This window comes from Lyngbya sp. CCY1209 (genome assembly GCF_055795065.1).
In genome coordinates this window covers 128,253-145,948 of the sequence record NZ_JAYFER010000639.1, presented here as the reverse complement: position 1 = coordinate 145,948, position 17,696 = coordinate 128,253, and the positions used below count along the sequence as shown (strand labels likewise).

General features: G+C 56.5%; 18 protein-coding genes. 9 read left to right on the top strand and 9 right to left on the bottom strand.

Annotation, left to right across the window (positions count from 1 at the left end; genetic code table 11):
- Positions 1-202: 202 nt before the first annotated feature.
- Positions 203-715, bottom strand: a complete 513-nt coding sequence (locus tag AC0QHF_RS25545; protein WP_324707087.1) for a DUF262 domain-containing protein — start codon at positions 713-715, stop codon at positions 203-205.
- A gap of 103 nt (positions 716-818) precedes the next feature.
- A complete protein-coding gene (locus AC0QHF_RS25540; RefSeq protein ID WP_324707086.1) occupies positions 819-2,054 on the bottom strand; it encodes a BaiN/RdsA family NAD(P)/FAD-dependent oxidoreductase in 1,236 nt (411 codons plus the stop codon).
- Positions 2,055-2,240: 186 nt separating this feature from the next.
- Here AC0QHF_RS25540 and AC0QHF_RS25535 point away from each other — a divergent pair, with 186 nt between their 5' ends.
- The gene (locus AC0QHF_RS25535; protein WP_324707085.1) at positions 2,241-2,543 is read left to right on the top strand and encodes a type II toxin-antitoxin system Phd/YefM family antitoxin; all 303 of its coding nucleotides are present in this window, start codon (positions 2,241-2,243) and stop codon (positions 2,541-2,543) included.
- Positions 2,524-2,865, top strand: coding sequence for a Txe/YoeB family addiction module toxin (locus AC0QHF_RS25530; RefSeq protein ID WP_324707084.1), 342 nt, complete (start codon positions 2,524-2,526; stop codon positions 2,863-2,865). The genes AC0QHF_RS25535 and AC0QHF_RS25530 overlap by 20 nt, the downstream gene beginning before the upstream one ends.
- Here the strand turns inward: AC0QHF_RS25530 and AC0QHF_RS25525 are convergent.
- The 3 genes from AC0QHF_RS25525 to AC0QHF_RS25515 form a co-directional block, all read right to left on the bottom strand.
- On the bottom strand, positions 2,843-3,241 hold the full coding sequence (locus AC0QHF_RS25525) for a hypothetical protein (protein WP_324707083.1): 399 nt from the start codon (positions 3,239-3,241) through the stop codon (positions 2,843-2,845). The genes AC0QHF_RS25530 and AC0QHF_RS25525 overlap by 23 nt on opposite strands.
- Positions 3,242-3,316: 75 nt before the next feature.
- A complete protein-coding gene (locus tag AC0QHF_RS25520; protein WP_324707082.1) occupies positions 3,317-3,955 on the bottom strand; it encodes a hypothetical protein in 639 nt (212 codons plus the stop codon).
- Positions 3,956-4,046: 91 nt separating this feature from the next.
- On the bottom strand, positions 4,047-4,556 hold the full coding sequence (locus AC0QHF_RS25515; RefSeq protein WP_324707081.1) for an alpha/beta hydrolase: 510 nt from the start codon (positions 4,554-4,556) through the stop codon (positions 4,047-4,049).
- A 392-nt stretch (positions 4,557-4,948) separates the two neighbouring features.
- On the opposite strand from AC0QHF_RS25515, the gene thiL reads away from it, so the two are divergent.
- Positions 4,949-5,944 carry a thiamine-phosphate kinase gene (gene thiL, locus AC0QHF_RS25510; protein ID WP_324707080.1) on the top strand — a complete coding sequence of 332 codons (996 nt, stop codon included), beginning with the start codon at positions 4,949-4,951 and terminating at the stop codon, positions 5,942-5,944.
- A gap of 99 nt (positions 5,945-6,043) precedes the next feature.
- Here the strand turns inward: thiL and AC0QHF_RS25505 are convergent, their stop codons facing one another.
- On the bottom strand, positions 6,044-7,060 hold the full coding sequence (locus tag AC0QHF_RS25505) for a type I glyceraldehyde-3-phosphate dehydrogenase (protein ID WP_324707079.1): 1,017 nt from the start codon (positions 7,058-7,060) through the stop codon (positions 6,044-6,046).
- Positions 7,061-7,662: 602 nt separating this feature from the next.
- Here AC0QHF_RS25505 and murC point away from each other — a divergent pair.
- The 5 genes from murC to AC0QHF_RS25480 all read left to right on the top strand — a co-directional run bounded on the left by murC (position 7,663) and on the right by AC0QHF_RS25480 (position 12,063).
- Positions 7,663-9,279, top strand: coding sequence for a UDP-N-acetylmuramate--L-alanine ligase (gene murC, locus AC0QHF_RS25500; protein WP_324707078.1), 1,617 nt, complete (start codon positions 7,663-7,665; stop codon positions 9,277-9,279).
- Between the two features lie 65 nt (positions 9,280-9,344).
- Positions 9,345-10,331, top strand: coding sequence for a UDP-N-acetylmuramate dehydrogenase (gene murB / locus AC0QHF_RS25495; protein ID WP_324707077.1), 987 nt, complete (start codon positions 9,345-9,347; stop codon positions 10,329-10,331).
- A gap of 405 nt (positions 10,332-10,736) precedes the next feature.
- The gene (locus tag AC0QHF_RS25490) at positions 10,737-11,087 is read left to right on the top strand and encodes a YbaB/EbfC family nucleoid-associated protein (protein WP_324707076.1); all 351 of its coding nucleotides are present in this window, start codon (positions 10,737-10,739) and stop codon (positions 11,085-11,087) included.
- A gap of 117 nt (positions 11,088-11,204) precedes the next feature.
- A complete protein-coding gene (locus AC0QHF_RS25485; RefSeq protein ID WP_324707075.1) occupies positions 11,205-11,336 on the top strand; it encodes a hypothetical protein in 132 nt (43 codons plus the stop codon).
- A 235-nt stretch (positions 11,337-11,571) separates the two neighbouring features.
- The gene (locus AC0QHF_RS25480) at positions 11,572-12,063 is read left to right on the top strand and encodes a low molecular weight protein-tyrosine-phosphatase (RefSeq protein WP_324707074.1); all 492 of its coding nucleotides are present in this window, start codon (positions 11,572-11,574) and stop codon (positions 12,061-12,063) included.
- 253 nt (positions 12,064-12,316) lie between these two features.
- On the opposite strand, the gene AC0QHF_RS25475 is transcribed toward AC0QHF_RS25480, so the two are convergent.
- Positions 12,317-12,985, bottom strand: coding sequence for a response regulator transcription factor (locus AC0QHF_RS25475; protein ID WP_324707073.1), 669 nt, complete (start codon positions 12,983-12,985; stop codon positions 12,317-12,319).
- 558 nt (positions 12,986-13,543) lie between these two features.
- Between AC0QHF_RS25475 and AC0QHF_RS25470 the strand changes: the two genes are divergently transcribed.
- Entirely contained in the window at positions 13,544-14,188 is a 645-nt protein-coding gene (locus AC0QHF_RS25470; protein ID WP_324707072.1) for a thermonuclease family protein, read from the top strand.
- Between the two features lie 83 nt (positions 14,189-14,271).
- On the opposite strand, the gene AC0QHF_RS25465 is transcribed toward AC0QHF_RS25470, so the two are convergent.
- Positions 14,272-15,840: a metallophosphoesterase family protein gene (locus AC0QHF_RS25465; RefSeq protein WP_324707071.1), complete on the bottom strand. Its 1,569-nt coding sequence runs from the start codon at positions 15,838-15,840 to the stop codon at positions 14,272-14,274.
- Between the two features lie 37 nt (positions 15,841-15,877).
- On the bottom strand, positions 15,878-17,665 hold the full coding sequence (locus AC0QHF_RS25460) for a hypothetical protein (protein ID WP_324707070.1): 1,788 nt from the start codon (positions 17,663-17,665) through the stop codon (positions 15,878-15,880).
- Positions 17,666-17,696: the final 31 nt, after the last annotated feature.

Below are 17,696 nucleotides of genomic sequence, written 5' to 3'. Positions count from 1 at the left end.
GGGTGGGTTAGGCGCGGCAGTAATTTTTCGGAAAAACCCACAACTTTCCATCCGCGCCGTAACCCACCATTTCCTTTAATACGGTTAAAAAAATGGATCTGGATAGAGCGGTTTTCGATCCAATGAGATCCGGATGATCCCCCTAAATCCCCCTTGAAAAGGGGGACTTTCTAAATTGCTGTATTACGATTTCAAATGGGAATTAAGAAGAATTGAGTCGTCGAAATAGTTCATAAATCATTTTTTCATTGTCCGCCAAAATTATATTAACAGCTATTTTAGCCCGTTTTATAAGCAAACGCTGTGTTGGAGTCAAAGAATTTTCCGGGTCATTCTCATCATTCCACTTTTTCCCGTTCAATGAAGGCAAATATATCGTGTCTTGCAACATCGTAAAAGATTCGTATTGATGGGAATTTTCAATTTTTAGAATGCCCAAAAATTCATAAATTGCTGATAGTCTTTGCAAACCATCAATCACCTCCCAAATACCATCATGTCTTTGATTGACCAAAATTGCCGATATTGGTATCCCCATGAGGATCGATTCTATAAATGCTGACTTGCGTTGATTTGACCATTTAAAAGCAAGTGAATTTTGGTTGATTTCGAGATCGCCTTCCTCATATAGGCTGATCAACTCGCCGATAGACATTGAGTAACTGTCCGTCTTTATTTCTCGTCTTGTTTTGTCGATTTCTTCTTGTAATGACATTGCCGATAAGTCGAAAACTTTACAATTGATGATAACCCACGATAACAGTATATCATCGTAAGTTGTCAAAGTCCCCCTTACCAAGGGGGATTTAGGGGGATTTTTAATTTTCAAACATATTTCCCATTCCCTTCCCCGCCAGCCATCCCGTCGTCCAGGCATTTTGAAAGTTAAATCCCCCCGTCACCCCGTCGATATCGAGGATTTCCCCGGCGAAATACAACCCCGGACAGCGGCGACTTTCCATCGTCTTAAAATCCACATCTTTCAGACTCACGCCGCCGCAGGTGACGAACTCTTCCTTAAAGACTCCTTTTCCGTTGATTTGATATCGCCCCCGCTTCAATTCTTCCGTTAATCGATTTAACTCCTTTTTCGACAATTCCGCCCAGCGTTTTTTCTCGTCAATTTCCAACCGCAAAATCAGATATTGCCAGAGGCGACGGGGTAAATTTACCGGGGAGTGAGAAAAGAGCGATCGCTTCGGAAATTTCCCTTTCGTCTCCGATAACAGATCCCGCAATTTTTCCATATTCGACGACGGCAACCAATCGACAATCAAGGGGGTTTGATAGCGACACTCCTGCAAAAACCTCGCCCCCCACGCCGACAACTTCAACACCGCAGGGCCACTCATTCCCCAGTGGGTAATCAACAACGGCCCGGTTTGGGATAATTTCGCCCCCGGAAGCTGCAAATTCACCGTTTCCACCGACACCCCCGCCAACTCTCGCAGGGGTTTGTCGGCAATATTGAACGTAAATAAAGAGGGGACGGGAGGAATAATTTTATGTCCCAAATCCGCCGCCCAGCGATACCCCGCCGGACTGCTTCCGGTGGCAAATAAAAGGCGATCGCACCTCAAAACTTCCCCCGTCCGCAGCGACACCTCAAACCCGTTATCCAATTTTTTGACAGCCGCCGCAGCCGCCCGAGTTCGCAAATTCACCCCCGCAGTTTTCGCCGCATTCATCAAACAATTAATAATCGTTTCCGAGTCGTCCGTTGTCGGGAACATTCGCCCGTCCGCCTCGGTTTTTAGCCTCACCCCCCGGCGGGTAAACCAGTCCACCGTATCCTTAGCCTGAAACCGACTGAACGCCCCCCGCAACGCCTTTCCACCCCGGGGATAATTGCGGACAAACTGAACCGCATCGAAACAGGCGTGAGTCACATTGCAGCGTCCCCCCCCGGAAATGCGGACTTTCGCCAGGGGAGTTTTTCCGGCTTCCAATAGGGTAACATGGGTGTGGGGGTAAGTTTCCCGACAGGCGATCGCACCAAAAAAACCCGCCGCCCCGCCGCCAATCACAATTATTTCCATCGGTTCAACTGACATCTTTTTCCTCTTATTTTATCCGCGATCGATATAAAATAGATCGATATCTCCACAAATTATCTATAGCCGTGTGAAATGACAGGTAAAAATTCGATCCGCTCAAAGCCCCCAGAATTGGGGACGTCGGTGGCGAGTCCTTTTTCCAGGATTTACGATCGCGATCGCTCATTGCTATACTGAGTTAAAATGTCAAACGAAATTCCCCGTAAAACTCCGATGGATAGCATCAGCCTCAAGCAATTTCGCGACAACCTCCAAGATTGCATCGATCGCGTCATCAATCGACACGACCCCCTGAAAGTTACGGGGCAAAGCGGTTCCGACTTCATCGTCATCGGTGTCGAGGATTGGGAAGAAATCCAAGAAACCCTCTACGTCCTGCAAAACACCGACTTGATGCAACAGATCGCCCGCTCTTTTGACACCCATCGCAATAGCCAGGGCTACCAACCTTCAAGTGAGGAAACTGATGAGATCCTTGGTGTTTGAAGGGGATACATGGTTGGTGTATGAAGCCCTCAGACAAAAAGATGCCAAACAGCATCGCGTTTTGTGTCGGCTTCTCAAGGAAATGTTACGAGGCGATCCCGCCAAAGGCACGGGCAAGCCAGAACCGCTCAAACATCAGCTTTCCGGATTGTGGTCGCGACGACTCTCCCAAAAAGATCGGCTGATTTATAAATTCGATGACCGATATATTTACATATTTGCGTCGGCGGTCATTACGATTAAATGCGAGGGTTTCAAGCCAATTATATGGCAGTGTTGGGTGCGTTCCCACTCATCTTTCACCGGTCAAGTCGGTCGGTGACGGTTGGGAACGCGCCGACAATATCCCTCGCCGCCCATTTCTCCAATTTCTGAAACCATTTGGAACGCGCCACAACAATAATAAACCCAATCGGGAGAACCAAAAACTGTCCGAACATCCGCGCCACCAATCCACCCTGATTGAAAACCACCGACACCAACCCATCCGCCACCCGCCAAGACCACACTATTGTTAACAAAAATAGCAATAATCCCAACAGTCCCGCCTGTTTGCCAGAAATTCCCTCAACCCGCCGAAATACCAACGGACGCCGCAACTTTTTCACACCCCAGGCGATCGCATTTTGCACGCCAACCCCAACAGTCCCCAGCCCGATTAACTCGATCCAAACCCACACCAAAAATAGCCAACTCACCCGCAATTCTAGGGTGTGGGACGGAAATAAAAATAGTTTCAGGGTTGGGGTGTAATTATAGAGGCAAAAAATCGGCTACTGGAGGAGAAATTGAGGCAGTTGCAGGAGGTATCGGGGCGCGATCGCAATTTCTCTGACGCCACATAACAGCGTCGGCAGAAACACCGCCGCCAGGATAACACACCCGTACAAACCCCCCACCCACACCCGCCTGGAGAAGCGCTGGGGGTCGCTGAGGGCGTAATTTCCCACCGATAGCAATACCGCAGTAAATAATAGCATATTGCCGGCCCCGATCGCGGGAGCTGGCCCCGTCCTTCCCAACCCCCAAATCGCCGTCATCAGCAGTCCCAACAGCCCCGCCACGCACCGCCGCCAGAGGTGGTGCGCCATCGGCGGAAAGGGCTTTTCGTAGGGTTGGAGGAAGACGCAAACGGCGAAGAAAATGCCCCCGCCGAACATCAGAAATGAACCGATAATGAAGCGATGGACGACAAACGGTTTTTCGATTTCCGGGAGATCGAGACTTTGCTGAGTCCACCGAATCAGCGATCGCATCAATTGCGGATCGAAGGGGGCAATCAAATGATCGGCGCTTCCGGAAATCACCAATTTTCGCGCCGTTCCCTCTTGCCAATTACCGCAAGTTGTACTATTATTATTAATACAGGGCGGGTCGGGATTATCGGTCGCTTTCCGCAGCGTTTCCCGCACGTCTTTGGGGGGTTGATCTGTTCGTAGACTCCCGCGCCGAGGAATAAATTGGCGGGGGAAGTGGGGGCGGCATTTCCCGCCATTCCCAACACTATCGTCGATCGCAATTGCGGACTTGAGTCGCTAATTGCAGGGCGGTGGTTCCCCCCATAGAATGCCCCAAAATACCGATGCGATCGCGATCAAAGCGTCCCGGTTGACGGCGGATATAATCGAGAACCGTCCGGGCGTCGGCGAGGGTGTTTTTATCCAAATTTTCGATGGATTTTTCCCCCACTTTCAGCGGGTAGGATTCCCCGTAACCCCCGAAATCAAATGCGATCGCGGCGACTCCGTGGCGGGCGAATTCCACCGCCAAAGGCGCCATCATCTGTTTGCTATTATTTACCCCGTGACACCATATCATCACGCCGTGGGGCGCCGGTTGTCCGGTGGGGGTGTAAATGCGGGCGAAAAGGTTCTGTCCCGAGTCTCGGGGAATGACAACCGATTCCACGTCAATGCCGGTGGCGGGGTTGGATAGCAGGCACAAAATTAACGCGATCGCCACCAGCAGCAACCCGAAAATTCTCCGATGTCGTCCGGTTCGTCGTTTGTTCACATCGGCGCGATCGACGATAACGAATTGATTCGATATTCTACCACAATCTCCCCCAATTCTATCGGCACCGACCGAACGCCGGCTACGGGGAATTAATTATTTCAAAAAAAATAAAGAAATGTTAAAAATTTCGCCTTTTTTTGCCGGGGGGGTTGCTTTTTTGCTTGACTTCCGCTATTATTTTAGATAATGGGAATAGTTGCAAAAATTTTATTTTTTTACCCACCCGATTATAATCTTTATGTCAATAGTTTATCAGCGATCGCCCCTCCCCGTCAACCCCTCCCGATCGAACAGTACAAAAAAGTGGCGGTGAGGCATCGGGACAGGAAAAAGCGAGCTTAAATTAGGGCGCAAGCCGTCGCGCCCCGACCATCTAAAATTTCCCCCAAATGTACGTTCGAGATATTGGCGAACAAGGTTTATTAAAAATCGTCAAAAAATATTGTCCCCCCGACGTGGTGGGGGACGATGCGGCGGTGGTCGATTGTCCGGCCGATCGCGCCCTGGTCGTGACGACGGATATGTTGGTGGAGGGGTGCCATTTCAGCGATCGCACGACCCCCCCGGAGGCGGCGGGGTGGCGGGCGGTGGCGGCCAACCTCTCGGATCTAGCCGCGATGGGGGCATCGCCCTTGGGAATTACCGCCGCCCTGGGGATAACCGGAGAAACGCCCGTCGCCTGGGTGGAGGGATTTTATCGGGGGATGGCGGACTGTCTGGATCGGTTTCGGACTCCCATCGTGGGCGGCGACCTCTGCCGGTCCCCCGTCAACTCCGTATCGATTACGGCCTTCGGGGCGGTTTCTCCCGATCGCGTCATCCGGCGGACGGGGGCGAAACCGGGGTGGATGATCATCGCCACCGGGGTGCACGGAGATTCCCGGGGGGGGCTGGAATTGCTGTTGAATTCGGATGTAGGGGAGTCCCTATCGGAACCCGAACGGCGATCGCTGATCTTTGCCCACCAGTATCCCCGGCCGCGATTGGATGTTTTACCCGTCCTGGAGAAGTTGTGGGAAGCCGATCCGAATTTAATTGTCGCCGGGATGGATAGCAGCGACGGACTGGCGGACGCGATCGTGCAAGTCGCCCAAGCCTGCGGGGTGGGGGCCAGAATCGACACCCGCCATCTGCCCACCTCCGATGCGTTGAAAAAGCTGGTTTCGTCGCAGCAGGCGATGAAGTGGACGCTCTACGGCGGCGAGGATTTTGAATTGGTGTTATTTTTGCCGCCCGCCCCGGGCCAGCAGTTGGTCGCAGAATTAAAAGCGGGCGCGATCGTCGTCGGGATGACGACGGCCGAACCCGACATTATATTGACAGGCGAGGGAGAATCGGAAATTGAAACTCCCCTCACCCTCAGCGAAGGCTTTCAGCATTTTTGAAACCCCCCGGGGCAAGATGGCACGGGAAAAAAGAGTGAAAGCAATTTTCTTCCCTTTCCCCCGTCACATCCCCCAATTTTTCGGTTCAGTTATCCCGTCTTACCAGTGCTTCGCGACCAGTTCCGCCAAATCGACGACCCGCTGGCTGTAGCCCCACTCGTTGTCATACCAGGCGATCACCTTGACCAAATCGCCGTCCATCACCATTGTCAGGCTGGCATCGACGATGGAAGAGGCATCGTGTCCCCGATAGTCGCAGGAAACCAGGGGCAGGTCGCTGTATTCCAGGATGCCCTTCATCGGCCCTTCGGCAGCTTCTTTGAGCACTTGGTTGACTTCTTCGGCGAAGGTTTTCTTCTCAACCTGGGCAACAAAGTCCACCACGGAGACATTGGGAGTCGGAACTCGCATTGCAATTCCGTTGAGCTTGCCTTTCAGATCCGGGATCACCAGGGCGACAGCCTTAGCCGCACCGGTGGACGTCGGCACAATATTGAGAGCCGCGGCCCGCGCCCGTCGGACATCGCGGTGGCTGGCATCCAGCAGGCGTTGGTCGCCGGTGTAGCTGTGGGTGGTGGTCATCGTCCCTTTGATGATCCCGAACTTTTCGTGGATCACTTTCACCACCGGAGCCAGACAGTTGGTGGTACAACTGGCGTTGCTGACGACGTTGTGAGCGTTGGGATCGTAGGCGTGGTCGTTGACACCCATCACATAGGTCCCGATGTTACCGCCCTTGCCCGGAGCCGTGATCAGTACCTTTTTCGCCCCCGCCGACAGGTGCTTCGAGGCTCCTTCTTCGGTGACGAAGACACCCGTCGCTTCAATAATCAAGTCGATGCCCCATTCGCTCCACGGTAAATTGAGTGGATTGCGATCGGATACGCACTTGATCGTTTTGCCGTTGACCGTCAGAGAATTTTCATCGGCTTTGATGTCCACGCCCTCCAACGTACCCAACATGGAGTCGTACCTCAGCAGATGAGCATTCGTTTTAGGGTCCGAGGTATCATTGATAGCGACCACGTCGAGGTTCGTGTTGTCTCCTCGGGTCAGCCAACAGCGCATAAAATTGCGTCCGATCCGTCCAAAACCGTTGATTGCGACTTTAATCACCTTGTTCCTCCTAACGATGGCATCGCCCAACTCAGGCTCACGCCTTCTCAAAATGAGTTCCTATTGACCCCAATCATACCGTAAAGGCTGACCTCTTCTTACGTTTCAGTATTCAATCTTGGAGTTTTTTGCGATCGCGGACGGGAATTCGGGTGTCGGGCGTCGGGTGGGGAGTCGGGAAGGGTCAGGGGGCACCGACAACAATCCCCCAGGCCCCCATCTCCCCAGTCGCTTTTCCGGGGGGTCCTGGGTCGGATGGGGGGGGACGGAGCCGAAAACGCCGGGGATCGTCGGGGGATCGCGATCGGAGAAGGGGACCCACCGGGGGCCGCCGACTCCATCTGGCGTCCGCGATCGCGCCCCTCTCCGACGGCGGTCGCCGGACATCGGAACCCCCGGTTTCCCGGGATGCGATCCGGTGATTTACGCTTATTGCAGGTATATAGTATACAACTACGTAAAGCGTTCAATTCTGACCGAAGAGGATCGATCGCCTAGAATGCATTCTGGAGAGAGCCCACTGATGAGTGTCCGGCAACGGACAATTCTTGATATGATAATCGCCTGTTACGGGCGTGGTGTGGTGTGTTGAGGAGCAATTGATGCCTAATACTGTTGAATTTAATGGCAGGCCGTTTCATTTCATCGGGATCGGTGGAATTGGAATGTCAGCCCTCGCCTACATTTTGGCGAAACGCCAGTTGCCCATTTTCGGCTCGGACCTTCAAACCAGCCACATAACTCGGCGTTTGCAAGGGATGGGAGCCCACATTTTTTGGAGTCAAGATGCCAGCAACTTTGACATTTTTCGGTCTCCCAATGGCAACGGCACGATGTCGCATCGGAGCGGCGCGACCGCCCCGGCCGTGAGTCCCGAATCCCCGCCGGGGGAGGGATGGGGAGATGGGGGGACGGGGACGCCGACATCGGACGGGTCAAACGGGAAAGGGCCATCGTTTTCCGGGTTCCAACTGCCGCAGGTGATCTGTTCGACGGCCATCCATCCCCAGAACGCCGAATATCAAGCCGCCCTCCAATTGGGATGCCCGATCTTTCATCGCTCCGACTTGCTGGCCGCCTTGATCCGGGACTACCAAAGTATCGCGGTCGCCGGCACCCACGGAAAGACGACGACGAGCAGCCTGATCGCGTTCCTGCTCCTGGAGGCGGGTTTGGATCCGACCATTTTGATCGGGGGGGAAGTGAATGCTTGGGAAGGGAACGCCCGCATGGGGCGCGGTCCCTACATGGTCGCCGAAGCCGACGAGTCCGACGGCTCCCTGGTGAAACTGGCCGCCCGGATCGGGGTGGTGACAAACATCGAACTCGATCACCCCGACCACTACCAAACCCTAGATCAAGTCGTCTCTACTTTTCAAGTCTTCGCCGGCCAGTGCGAAACCGTCGTCGGCTGCATCGACTGCGAAACCGTCCGCGATCGCATCCGGCCGTCAGTGAGCTACAGCCTCAACCCCCAGTCGGATGCGGACTACACCGCCGATGAGGTTGAATATCACCCAGATGGCATCGTCGCTCGGGTGTTCGAGGGCGGGCGACCTTTGGGCCGGCTCCGATTGCAACTGCTCGGACGCCACAACCTCAGCAACGCCCTGGCCGCCGTGGCCGTGGGGCGGTTACTCGGCTTGGAGTTTTCCACCATCGCCGACGCGGTGGCCCGATTCCAGGGAGCCAAGCGCCGGTTTGAATACCGGGGTCATTGCGGCGGCATCCAATTTGTGGACGACTACGCCCACCACCCCAGCGAAATTCGCGTCACCTTGGCCGCCGCCCGCCTGCGGATGCAACCCCCGCCCCCGACAGCTCTCACCTCCGTGCACCCCACCGCCGCGATCAAACGGGTGATCGCGGTTTTCCAACCCCACCGGTACAGCCGCACCCGGGCTTTTCTCGAAGAGTTTGCCGAGTGTTTCGGCGACGCCGACCTGGTGCTCCTCACGGACATTTACAGCGCCGGCGAACCCGATTCCGGGGCGATCGACGGCCAGCAACTGGCCGACCGCATCGCCCGCCACCATCCCCGCGTCGATTATCAGCCCACCTTGGAGGCGGTCACAATCCGGCTGCGGGAACTCCTGAAACCGGGGGATTTGGTATTGTTTCTCGGCGCCGGCAACCTCAACCGAGTCATTCCAGAAGTCATGGCATTTTTTCAAGACTCCGATGGCCAGTCCGAGGCTCATCCGACCGAATGTGCGTGACGGGATTCGATCTCTCGATGTGCTGACTCAATTCCAGGCATTTCTAATTAAATAAGTATTCGATTATGGTCATGACTGTTTCCTCTGGCTCTCCAGGTCAAGTGAATGGGCAACCCGTTCGCCAATCCTCTCCGAAGGAGAATCGCTGCATCGCCCTGTTGGGCAATGACTGTCTGATTCAGTCTCGGGTTTCCCTGGCTTCGTTGACGTCGTTTCGGGTCGGCGGTCCGGCGGAGTGGTACGCGGCACCCCGCTCCCTGGATCAGTTGCGGGCCTGTTTGGAATGGGCTAATTCTGAAGCCCTGCCCGTCACTTTGTTGGGGGGCGGCTCGAATTTGTTGGTGAGCGATCGCGGGCTGCGGGGATTGGTGATCGGCACCCGCCACCTGCGACAGATCCACTTCGACCGGGAAACCGGACGGCTGACGGTGGGTTCGGGGACATCTTTGCCCCGGCTGGCCTGGAAGGCAGCTCGCATGGGCTGGCGGGGTCTGGAATGGGCCGTGGGCATCCCGGGAACCGTGGGGGGGGCGGTCGTGATGAACGCCGGCGCCCACACCGCCTGCACGGCGGATATTTTGGTCGGCGCCAACGTCCTCGACCGCGCCGGAAAGTTGAACGTGTTGACCCCCGACCAGCTCGATTACCGCTACCGCACCTCCAACTTGCAGGGGGGCGATCGCCTCGTCACCCAAGCCACATTTCAGTTGCAGCCCGGCGCCGACCCGGGTCGGGTCATGGCCGAAACGGCCGAACATTTCCGCCGCCGCCGGATGTCCCAACCCTACCACCTCCCCAGTTGCGGCAGCGTCTTCCGCAACCCTGGCCCGAAAGCCGCCGGGTGGCTGATCGAGCAGACGGGTTTGAAGGGTTATCAGATCGGTCGGGCCCAGGTCGCTGAACGCCACGCCAACTTTATCTTGAACTGCGGCGGGGCGACGGCCAGCGATATTTTCCAACTCATCCACCACGTCCAAGAACGGGTGGAACATCGGTGGTCCTTCCGGCTCGAACCGGAAGTCAAAATTTTGGGGGAGTTTCGAGCCTCCTAGGATCGAGCTACTCTAAAATACAAAGGGTGGGGCGGGTTTTGACTCGCCAACCCCTCGGTCGGGGGGAGACAATGAAACCGACCGGCGGTAGAATCGAAGTCCCGATGCACTTGGGAGTGCCGAGAGTGGCAAGGTTGGCGATTCTCGCCCGACAAAATGTCCGACCCCAAAGAATTACCCGATCGCGGGGGCGGCAGCGGAAAGCGAACGAGAAGTCAAAACCGACCCGCGTTCAACTCCTGATAAGATCAATGTCAACAGTGGGGTCGGACATCGCCTCACTCTAAACTGCGAAACCCAAACCCACGCCGTTTGGGCCCAGAAGCCCGCGTCAGACCCGCCGGGTCAACGCCGGGAAGATGTCACGACAGTCTCAGAGTGTTCTAAGCGCGACGGAAATTAGTTATGACACAAGGAAAAGGATTTGGTGGCGGCTTCGGCCTCGGCAAAATGAAGGAACTCGCCGATGCGTTTAAAAAAGCGCAGCAGGTCCAGGAGGGAGCCAAAAAGCTTCAGGAAGAGTTGGACGAACTCGAAATTTTGGGAGAAGCCGGCGGCGGTTTGGTCAAGGTCTATCTGAGCGGCAACCAAGAACCCCGCCGCGTGGAAATCTCCCCGGACGCTCTGGGCGAGGAGCCGGACGTGGTGTCCGACCTCGTCCTGGCGGCGATGAAGGATGCCTACAACAATTCCACCACCACCATGCGGGAGCGCATGGAGGAGTTGACCGGAGGACTGAACTTGCCGGGAATCTAAACAAACAGGTGGCAGTCGCCCGCCCGGTCGGGACTCTTGAACATCCCAAAACCTCCCGTTCACGGACTCCGAAGCGAAAGCTGACGGCCCGAAGTTGACTGCCGAGCGCCATAGATTTTGGCACATCTCCCTAACTTCGAGCGCCCCAAGTTGGGGAGAATCCTTCTGCTGCGCCGCGATCGGATTCGGGCGGACACCGGAACTCGAACGGCTATGTACGCCGGGGCGATTTTCGCGATCGCTTTTTGATACCGCCGCAGCCCCAACCGCTTCCCCCGATGCCCGACTTCCGAGAACCGCACTCGAGATATTTCGGTTATAGCGACGAGCGCTCGTCTGTTTACAGTTTCGTCCAGGGGGAAAAACCTTGAAATCCTGATGACCCGGGAATTTCCCATCCCTACACCCGTTGCCCTGAGCGGAGTCGAAGGGCTACACCCCAGTGCACAGCGCTATAATTTTCAGAACTCGACCCTAACTGACTGTGAAACCCAGACCCTATCGGCTGCTATTCGTCTGCCTCGGCAACATCTGCCGGTCGCCCTCGGCAGAAAATATCATGAATTACCTGGTCGAAAAGGCCGACCTCGGCGATCGCATCGTCTGCGATTCCGCCGGCACCTCCAGCTACCACATCGGCTCCCCCCCCGACCCCCGCATGACCCAGGCGGCTAAAAAGCGGGGAATTTTCCTCAAAGGACAAGCCCGCCAGTTCATGCCGGAGGATTTTGAAGCCTTCGACCTGATTTTGGCGATGGACCGCGACAATTACCAGCAAATACTCTACCTCGACCGCCCCGGAAAATACCGCGATCGCGTCAAACTCATGTGCGACTTCTGCCGCCACCACACCCTCCGGGAAGTTCCCGACCCCTACTACGGCGGTCCGGAAGGGTTCGACCGCGTGATCGACCTGCTCCTCGACGCCTGCGAAGGCCTCCTGGAATTCGTCGTCCGCCAACAGGAAATTAATTGATAATTGATAATTGATGATTGATCATTGTCAATTGACAATCATCACCCCCCGAGGATAGAGGTTTTGCAGTTTTAGACCCTCCCCCCACCGGGTCGATACACCGTTCGATTGTCAATTAATCATTATTAATTGTTAATTATCAATTTTAATTGTCAATTGACCAGAACGCCCCCCCGACAATCGAGGTTTTGCAGTTTTAGACCCTCCCCCACCGAGTCGATTGTCAATTAATCATGATTAATATTATTAATTGTCAATTGACCAAATCGTTTTCGATCGCGAACCGCAGCAGTTCGGCGCGGTTGTTGCTCTCGGTTTTTCTCAGCAGGCTGCTGACGTACTTTTCGACGGTGCGGGAACTGAGGTGGAGAGAATCCCCAATTTTCGCGTTCGAGAGGCCCTCGGCGAGTAAATCCAAAACCTGCTGTTCCCGCTCCGTCAGGTGGATGGTGACGGCGGGTAACGTCGCAGAATTGTGTCGGTTTTCCGTCGGACTCGCGTTGGTCTGGCCCGGGTCGGAAAGCCGGGTTCTCCACTCCGCCTCGATCAACTGCGATCGCTCCAATAGCGATCGGATCACCACCCCCAACTCTTCGAGTTCAAACGGCTTGGGGAGGTAGTTGTCGCACCCCAATTGATAGCCCCGAATTCGCTCTTGGGTGCTGGTATGGGCGGTCAAAAAAATCACCGGCAGCAGGCGGAAAGCCGGCTGGGACCGCACCTGCTTGACTAGCTCGAAGCCATCCATCTCGGGCATGGCGATATCCGTTACAATCAGGTGAGGTTGGTGCTTCTCCACCAACTTCAGGGCTTCCTGACCATTTTCGGCGGAAATGACCAGATAACCCGACATTTCCAGATAATCACTAATCGAGAGGCGAGTCCCCAAATCATCGTCAACAACCAGGAGTGTCAAAGGCATAGAGACTGGGGATGAAAGACTGGAGAGCGATCGAGAACTGGAGATTTTGAGTCTTGAGAGATGTTACAGATCGGCCGATTCACTGACAACTTTCCGGACATTAACAATTCATACACGATAGCGCTGTGCCATCTCAATTGGGCGAGAGCATCCAAATCAATCGAAAACTGAAATAGGTGTTCAGTTTAGCATTATATCCAGTTTTGCAGTGCATCGGGATCGGAGCTGAAAACGGATGCGATCGCCCCGGGAGTCGGCAGTCGGCGATCGGGAATTTGATAGCCATCCGCTTTCGGTCAACTTCCCACCCTTCGGAAATCTGGGAATTTTGTGATGTCCCAACTGTTCGGGCGACCGCTAGAACTGCCAAAATTGGAGATCGAGCAATGATCGCTCGCGTGTTGAGAGTCGGGTGAGGAGGACTGACCTTGAAACCCTGTAGGCGAAGGTATCGGAGCGGGGAGTGAGAAGTGAGGAAGGATCAGAATTTCTCAATTCTCACTTCTTTTCTCTCCCTACACCCTACACCCTACACCCTACACCCACGCGCCACGCCATATGAACCCATTCCTTCTTGCCGCCCCCCTCATCCCCCTCCTCGCCGCCGCCCAGATGGTCGCCACGGTGGCGAGAATCGGCGACGGCGACACCCTCACCGTCAATGCCGGGGGACGCGATACGACGATCCGGCTGGCCTGCATCGACGCGCCGGAATCCGGCCAGACCGGGGGTTCCGAAGCCACCCGCAGGCTGGCGCAACTCGCCCCGCCGGGGGCGTCCTTGACCATTATTCCGGTCGATCGCGATCGCTACGGGCGGTTGGTGGCGGTGGTGTTCAGCAATGGCATCAACGTGAACGTGAAATTGGTCGAGGAGGGGCGGGCGATCGTCTACCGCCGCTATCTGCACAAGTGCCCCGACAGCCGGGAAGCCCTGTTGAGGGCCGAAGAACGGGCGAAAGCCAGTCGAATCGGCTTCTGGAGCCAGCCGAAGTGCCCCCCCGAACAATTCCGCCACGGCGATTGTCCGGCGAGTGTCCCACCCGCCCGGAATCGGTGCGACCCGTCCTATCCAAGTCTCTGCATCCCCCCGAACTCCCCCGATTTGGACTGCGGTGACATTCCCCACCGCAACTTCCCGGTCAGGGGAGGCGACCCCCACCGGTTCGACCGGGACGGCGACGGGATCGGGTGCGAGGGTTAACCTATCCCGACTCCCGACTCCCGACTCCCGACTCCCGACTCCCTGTTCCCTGGGCGCAGCACTAGATTTGAGCGGACATCATATCACCCCCCCACCACAAACGGCTCGGACTCGGGAAAGTGCCACTCTCCCCGGATGCGTTCGGCCACCAGAGGGTAAATCAAAAACTTGGGGGGACATCCGGATTGGACATCGATCCGCAACCCCGAATAGGGGCGGCGCTTGTGCTTGCCGTGGCCCGATCGCCCCACAAATCGGCGGGATTCGGCCACCACCCGGCGCTCATTTCCCGCGATCGCCTCTTCGAGTTCCGGCCCCTCGGGGCGCTGGCGGCGCAGGCTGTAACCGCTCCCCCCGCAGACGATCCAGTGGATGTGGGAGTCAGCCGAACCGGTATCGCGGGTGTACAGGTGTTCCAGACAGTGGGCGTGGCCGTTGAGGACCAGATCCACCACCGGACGGCTTCCGTTGCGATCGCCGATCGCCTCGGCGACCGCATTCAACACCGCCCGCAGGCGGTGGCGGACCGCCAGGGTTTGGGCCTGATTCCACTTGGTGGCTTCGGTGACGTAGGGGGGATGGTGGAAATACAGCACCCGCCCCCGCACCTGCGAGGTATTCCAGGACTCGATCAATCCCCGTTCCAGCCATCCGAGTTGCTCGAAATCGATGACGGATTTGGAATTGACGTGGAGATTTTTTTCGATGTCGAGCTTAATTTCGTCGATTTGTTCCAATTTAGCGTTGAGATCGTCGAGGTGGTCGCGATCTTCGGGACTGTCCGGGTTGAGGCGGGCGATCGCTTCGGTGAACTGTTGTTTTTCCCGTTCGACCTGATTGAGGCGGTCGATGAGTTCTCGCCGGCGGGCGCGGCCTTCCGGGGTGTTGGGGAGGGGTACCGGGTCGTTGAACGTGTTGGAGTCGAGGGCGAAAAAATCGATGCCGCCCCGGCGGAATTGGTAGTAGCGGTTGGGCAGGCGGGTGAAGAGCCCGATTTCGTAGCGCAGGCAGCGGCTGTTGCCGACTTTCCCCCGATAGTGGCGGTCGAGGTGTTCCCTCAATTCGGCGTCGCGGTACAGTTCCAGACAGTCCAGAAAGGCCCGGGCGTAGGCTTGGCCTTGGAAGGAGCCGTGGCGGCCGATGTCGAAATCCACCTGCGATCGCAACAGGTGGCGGATGGTGCCGACGAAGGGGGCGACGAACTGGTAGAGAAAGGGCAGGTCATAATAGTCGTGATTTCCCGGGACGGGCAGGATCGGGAAGTCGAAGGTCATGCGGTCGTAGGCGATCGCCTTGGGGTTGTCGCCCCCGACCAGAAACTCCCGGTAGGGTTTGATGAAGTTGGGGTAATAATACTCGCTCGACCCGACCTGATAGACCACATCGCCGGTGTGCAGCAGAAATTGACAGTCGGGGCGGTGTTTCAGGAGCAGTTCCGCGATCTGGCGCTGGGGGCGGTGGCCGCGGTGGTAGCCCGTGCCGCTGTCGCCGATCGCCAGAAAGGAAAATTCGGACTCATCCGGGTCTGCCTCCCCGAAAACCAGGCGGGTTTGGTCGATATTGTGCCGGGCGATCGCCGGTTCTTGCCACCGCACGCGCTGTTTCATGCGGCGAATTTTGGTGGCGGTGGATGGGTCGGAACGCAGTTGCATGATATCTCTCGGTGATGGCGGTCCCCCTCAATTGTGCCTAGGAATACATTTGAGTTTCCAGGGCCTTGAGGGTTTGCTGTCTGTTTTTCTGGTGTTTGAACAACTGCCGCAGGTCCAACCGGGAATTCAACGTCGTCGGTTCGGGGTGTCCGTCCGGGCGGCGACGCAGGGCGTCCACCCCGTCCAACTCCGCCATCAGACTCCGGTAGGCTGCGACACCCGAGGAGACTCTGAACGGGTGGTTTTCCGGACTGCCGAGGGAGCCCACCGCCTGCCACGTCTGACCCCGGGTCGGGCGCGATGTCGGGGCATCCGCCGCGATCGCCCTGTCCCGGTCGGGGTGGGCGATGCCCGACCGCAGCTTTTCGGCGGGGGAGAGTTCGGCCACCCGGGCGACAGCCACCCGGGCCGCCGTTTCGAGGAAGGCGTTGACCCCGCCGATTTCGTGCATCCCGGACAACAGGCCGAGCCCCCCCCGGGAGACGGTTTCGTAGGCGGACTCAGCCAGGGCGCCGGGCCGGACTTCCACCCGCTCGGGGACGGTGTCGGGAATGACATCGGGGTGAGTCTCCAGGACGGAGGCTTTGACCGCCGCGATCGCCTCCCAGGATTCGTGCCAATCTTCCCCGTCAAATTCGTCCTCGAACTCGAGGGGTCGCTCCCGCAGCAGTCGGCAGATCGACCGGCACACCTCGGGAAGTTCCGCCTTCGTCATCCAGGCGTCGAAGGCTTCGAGGAGTCCCGGGTCGGAGGTGTCCCGGCCTCGCCGCAGGCGATCGTAGGTGGAGAGGAACCCCTGTCGGTTCTCCTCGGCGATGGCGGGGTCGGTGTAAATCCTGTTGATCATTGTCGCGTCAACGGCCGTCACCCAGGCGATCGCGCTCGTCCGCAAATAATATTTTTTGAGTATGATAGGTCGGCCCGATGTCAGGACGATCGCATCCAGGCGGGTCAAATTCTCGAAGCTGGGAATCACTTCCCCCGCCCGCCAATATTGATAGGTGGTGCGGAGCGCCCGCTGTTCGGGCGGGTCGAGTTCGGAGATCGCCAGGGTGGATTCCAGGCAATTTTCGATCGCCACCAACCGGGAATTGTAGGTGGCGATGGTGTAGCGCTGGCCGATTTCCGAATATAAAGGGGAAGAAAAAACGAGGTGGTCAAGCAAATTGAGCGCCGCCGGATCGTCGGTTTCCAAACCCGAAATCAGGCGATTGTAGGCTTCAAAACAGCGAATTTTGCTGCGATCGTGGATGGCAGATTGGACGACCAGGGAATTGATTTTGCGGTCGATATTGTAGGCGGAATTGAGGAGGGTGTGCAAGATCAAAAAGGCATCTTTTCCCTGCAATCCGCACCCTTTCAAACGCAGGTTCGTGCCTTCGGTGCAGTGCGGGGGGATTTTGACCTCGTATTTTTTTCCCGTCATCACCGTGACCGGTTGATTTCCCCCAAAGGTGGCGAGTTGGGAGGGCAAAAAAATGTGGTAGAGTTCGTCCTTACTCCAATCTTGGACGGTGCTGGCGGGGCTCTCTTCGTCGGTTTCCGGGTAGATATTTTCCACCCAATGTTGTGCCCGCTTGATGGCGGACTCCACCGTGCCCCCCGCCGTTTCGTAGGCCGCTTTTCTGGCTTCCGAAGCCCGGTGTCCGAGCGCGTCCCCCATTTCCGAGGCGGTTTTTCGGGCGTTTTCGGTCGCTTTTTCGGTGACGTTTTTTCCCAGCTCCGAAGCCTGCCGACTCACATTTTTGGGCAGGTCGGACACCTTTTGGCTTACAGCATTCCAAAACGACGACTTTTTGCGATCGCCCATCATTCCCAACTCCATAAAATTTGACGGTCTCAAACGGCCCGTGCGG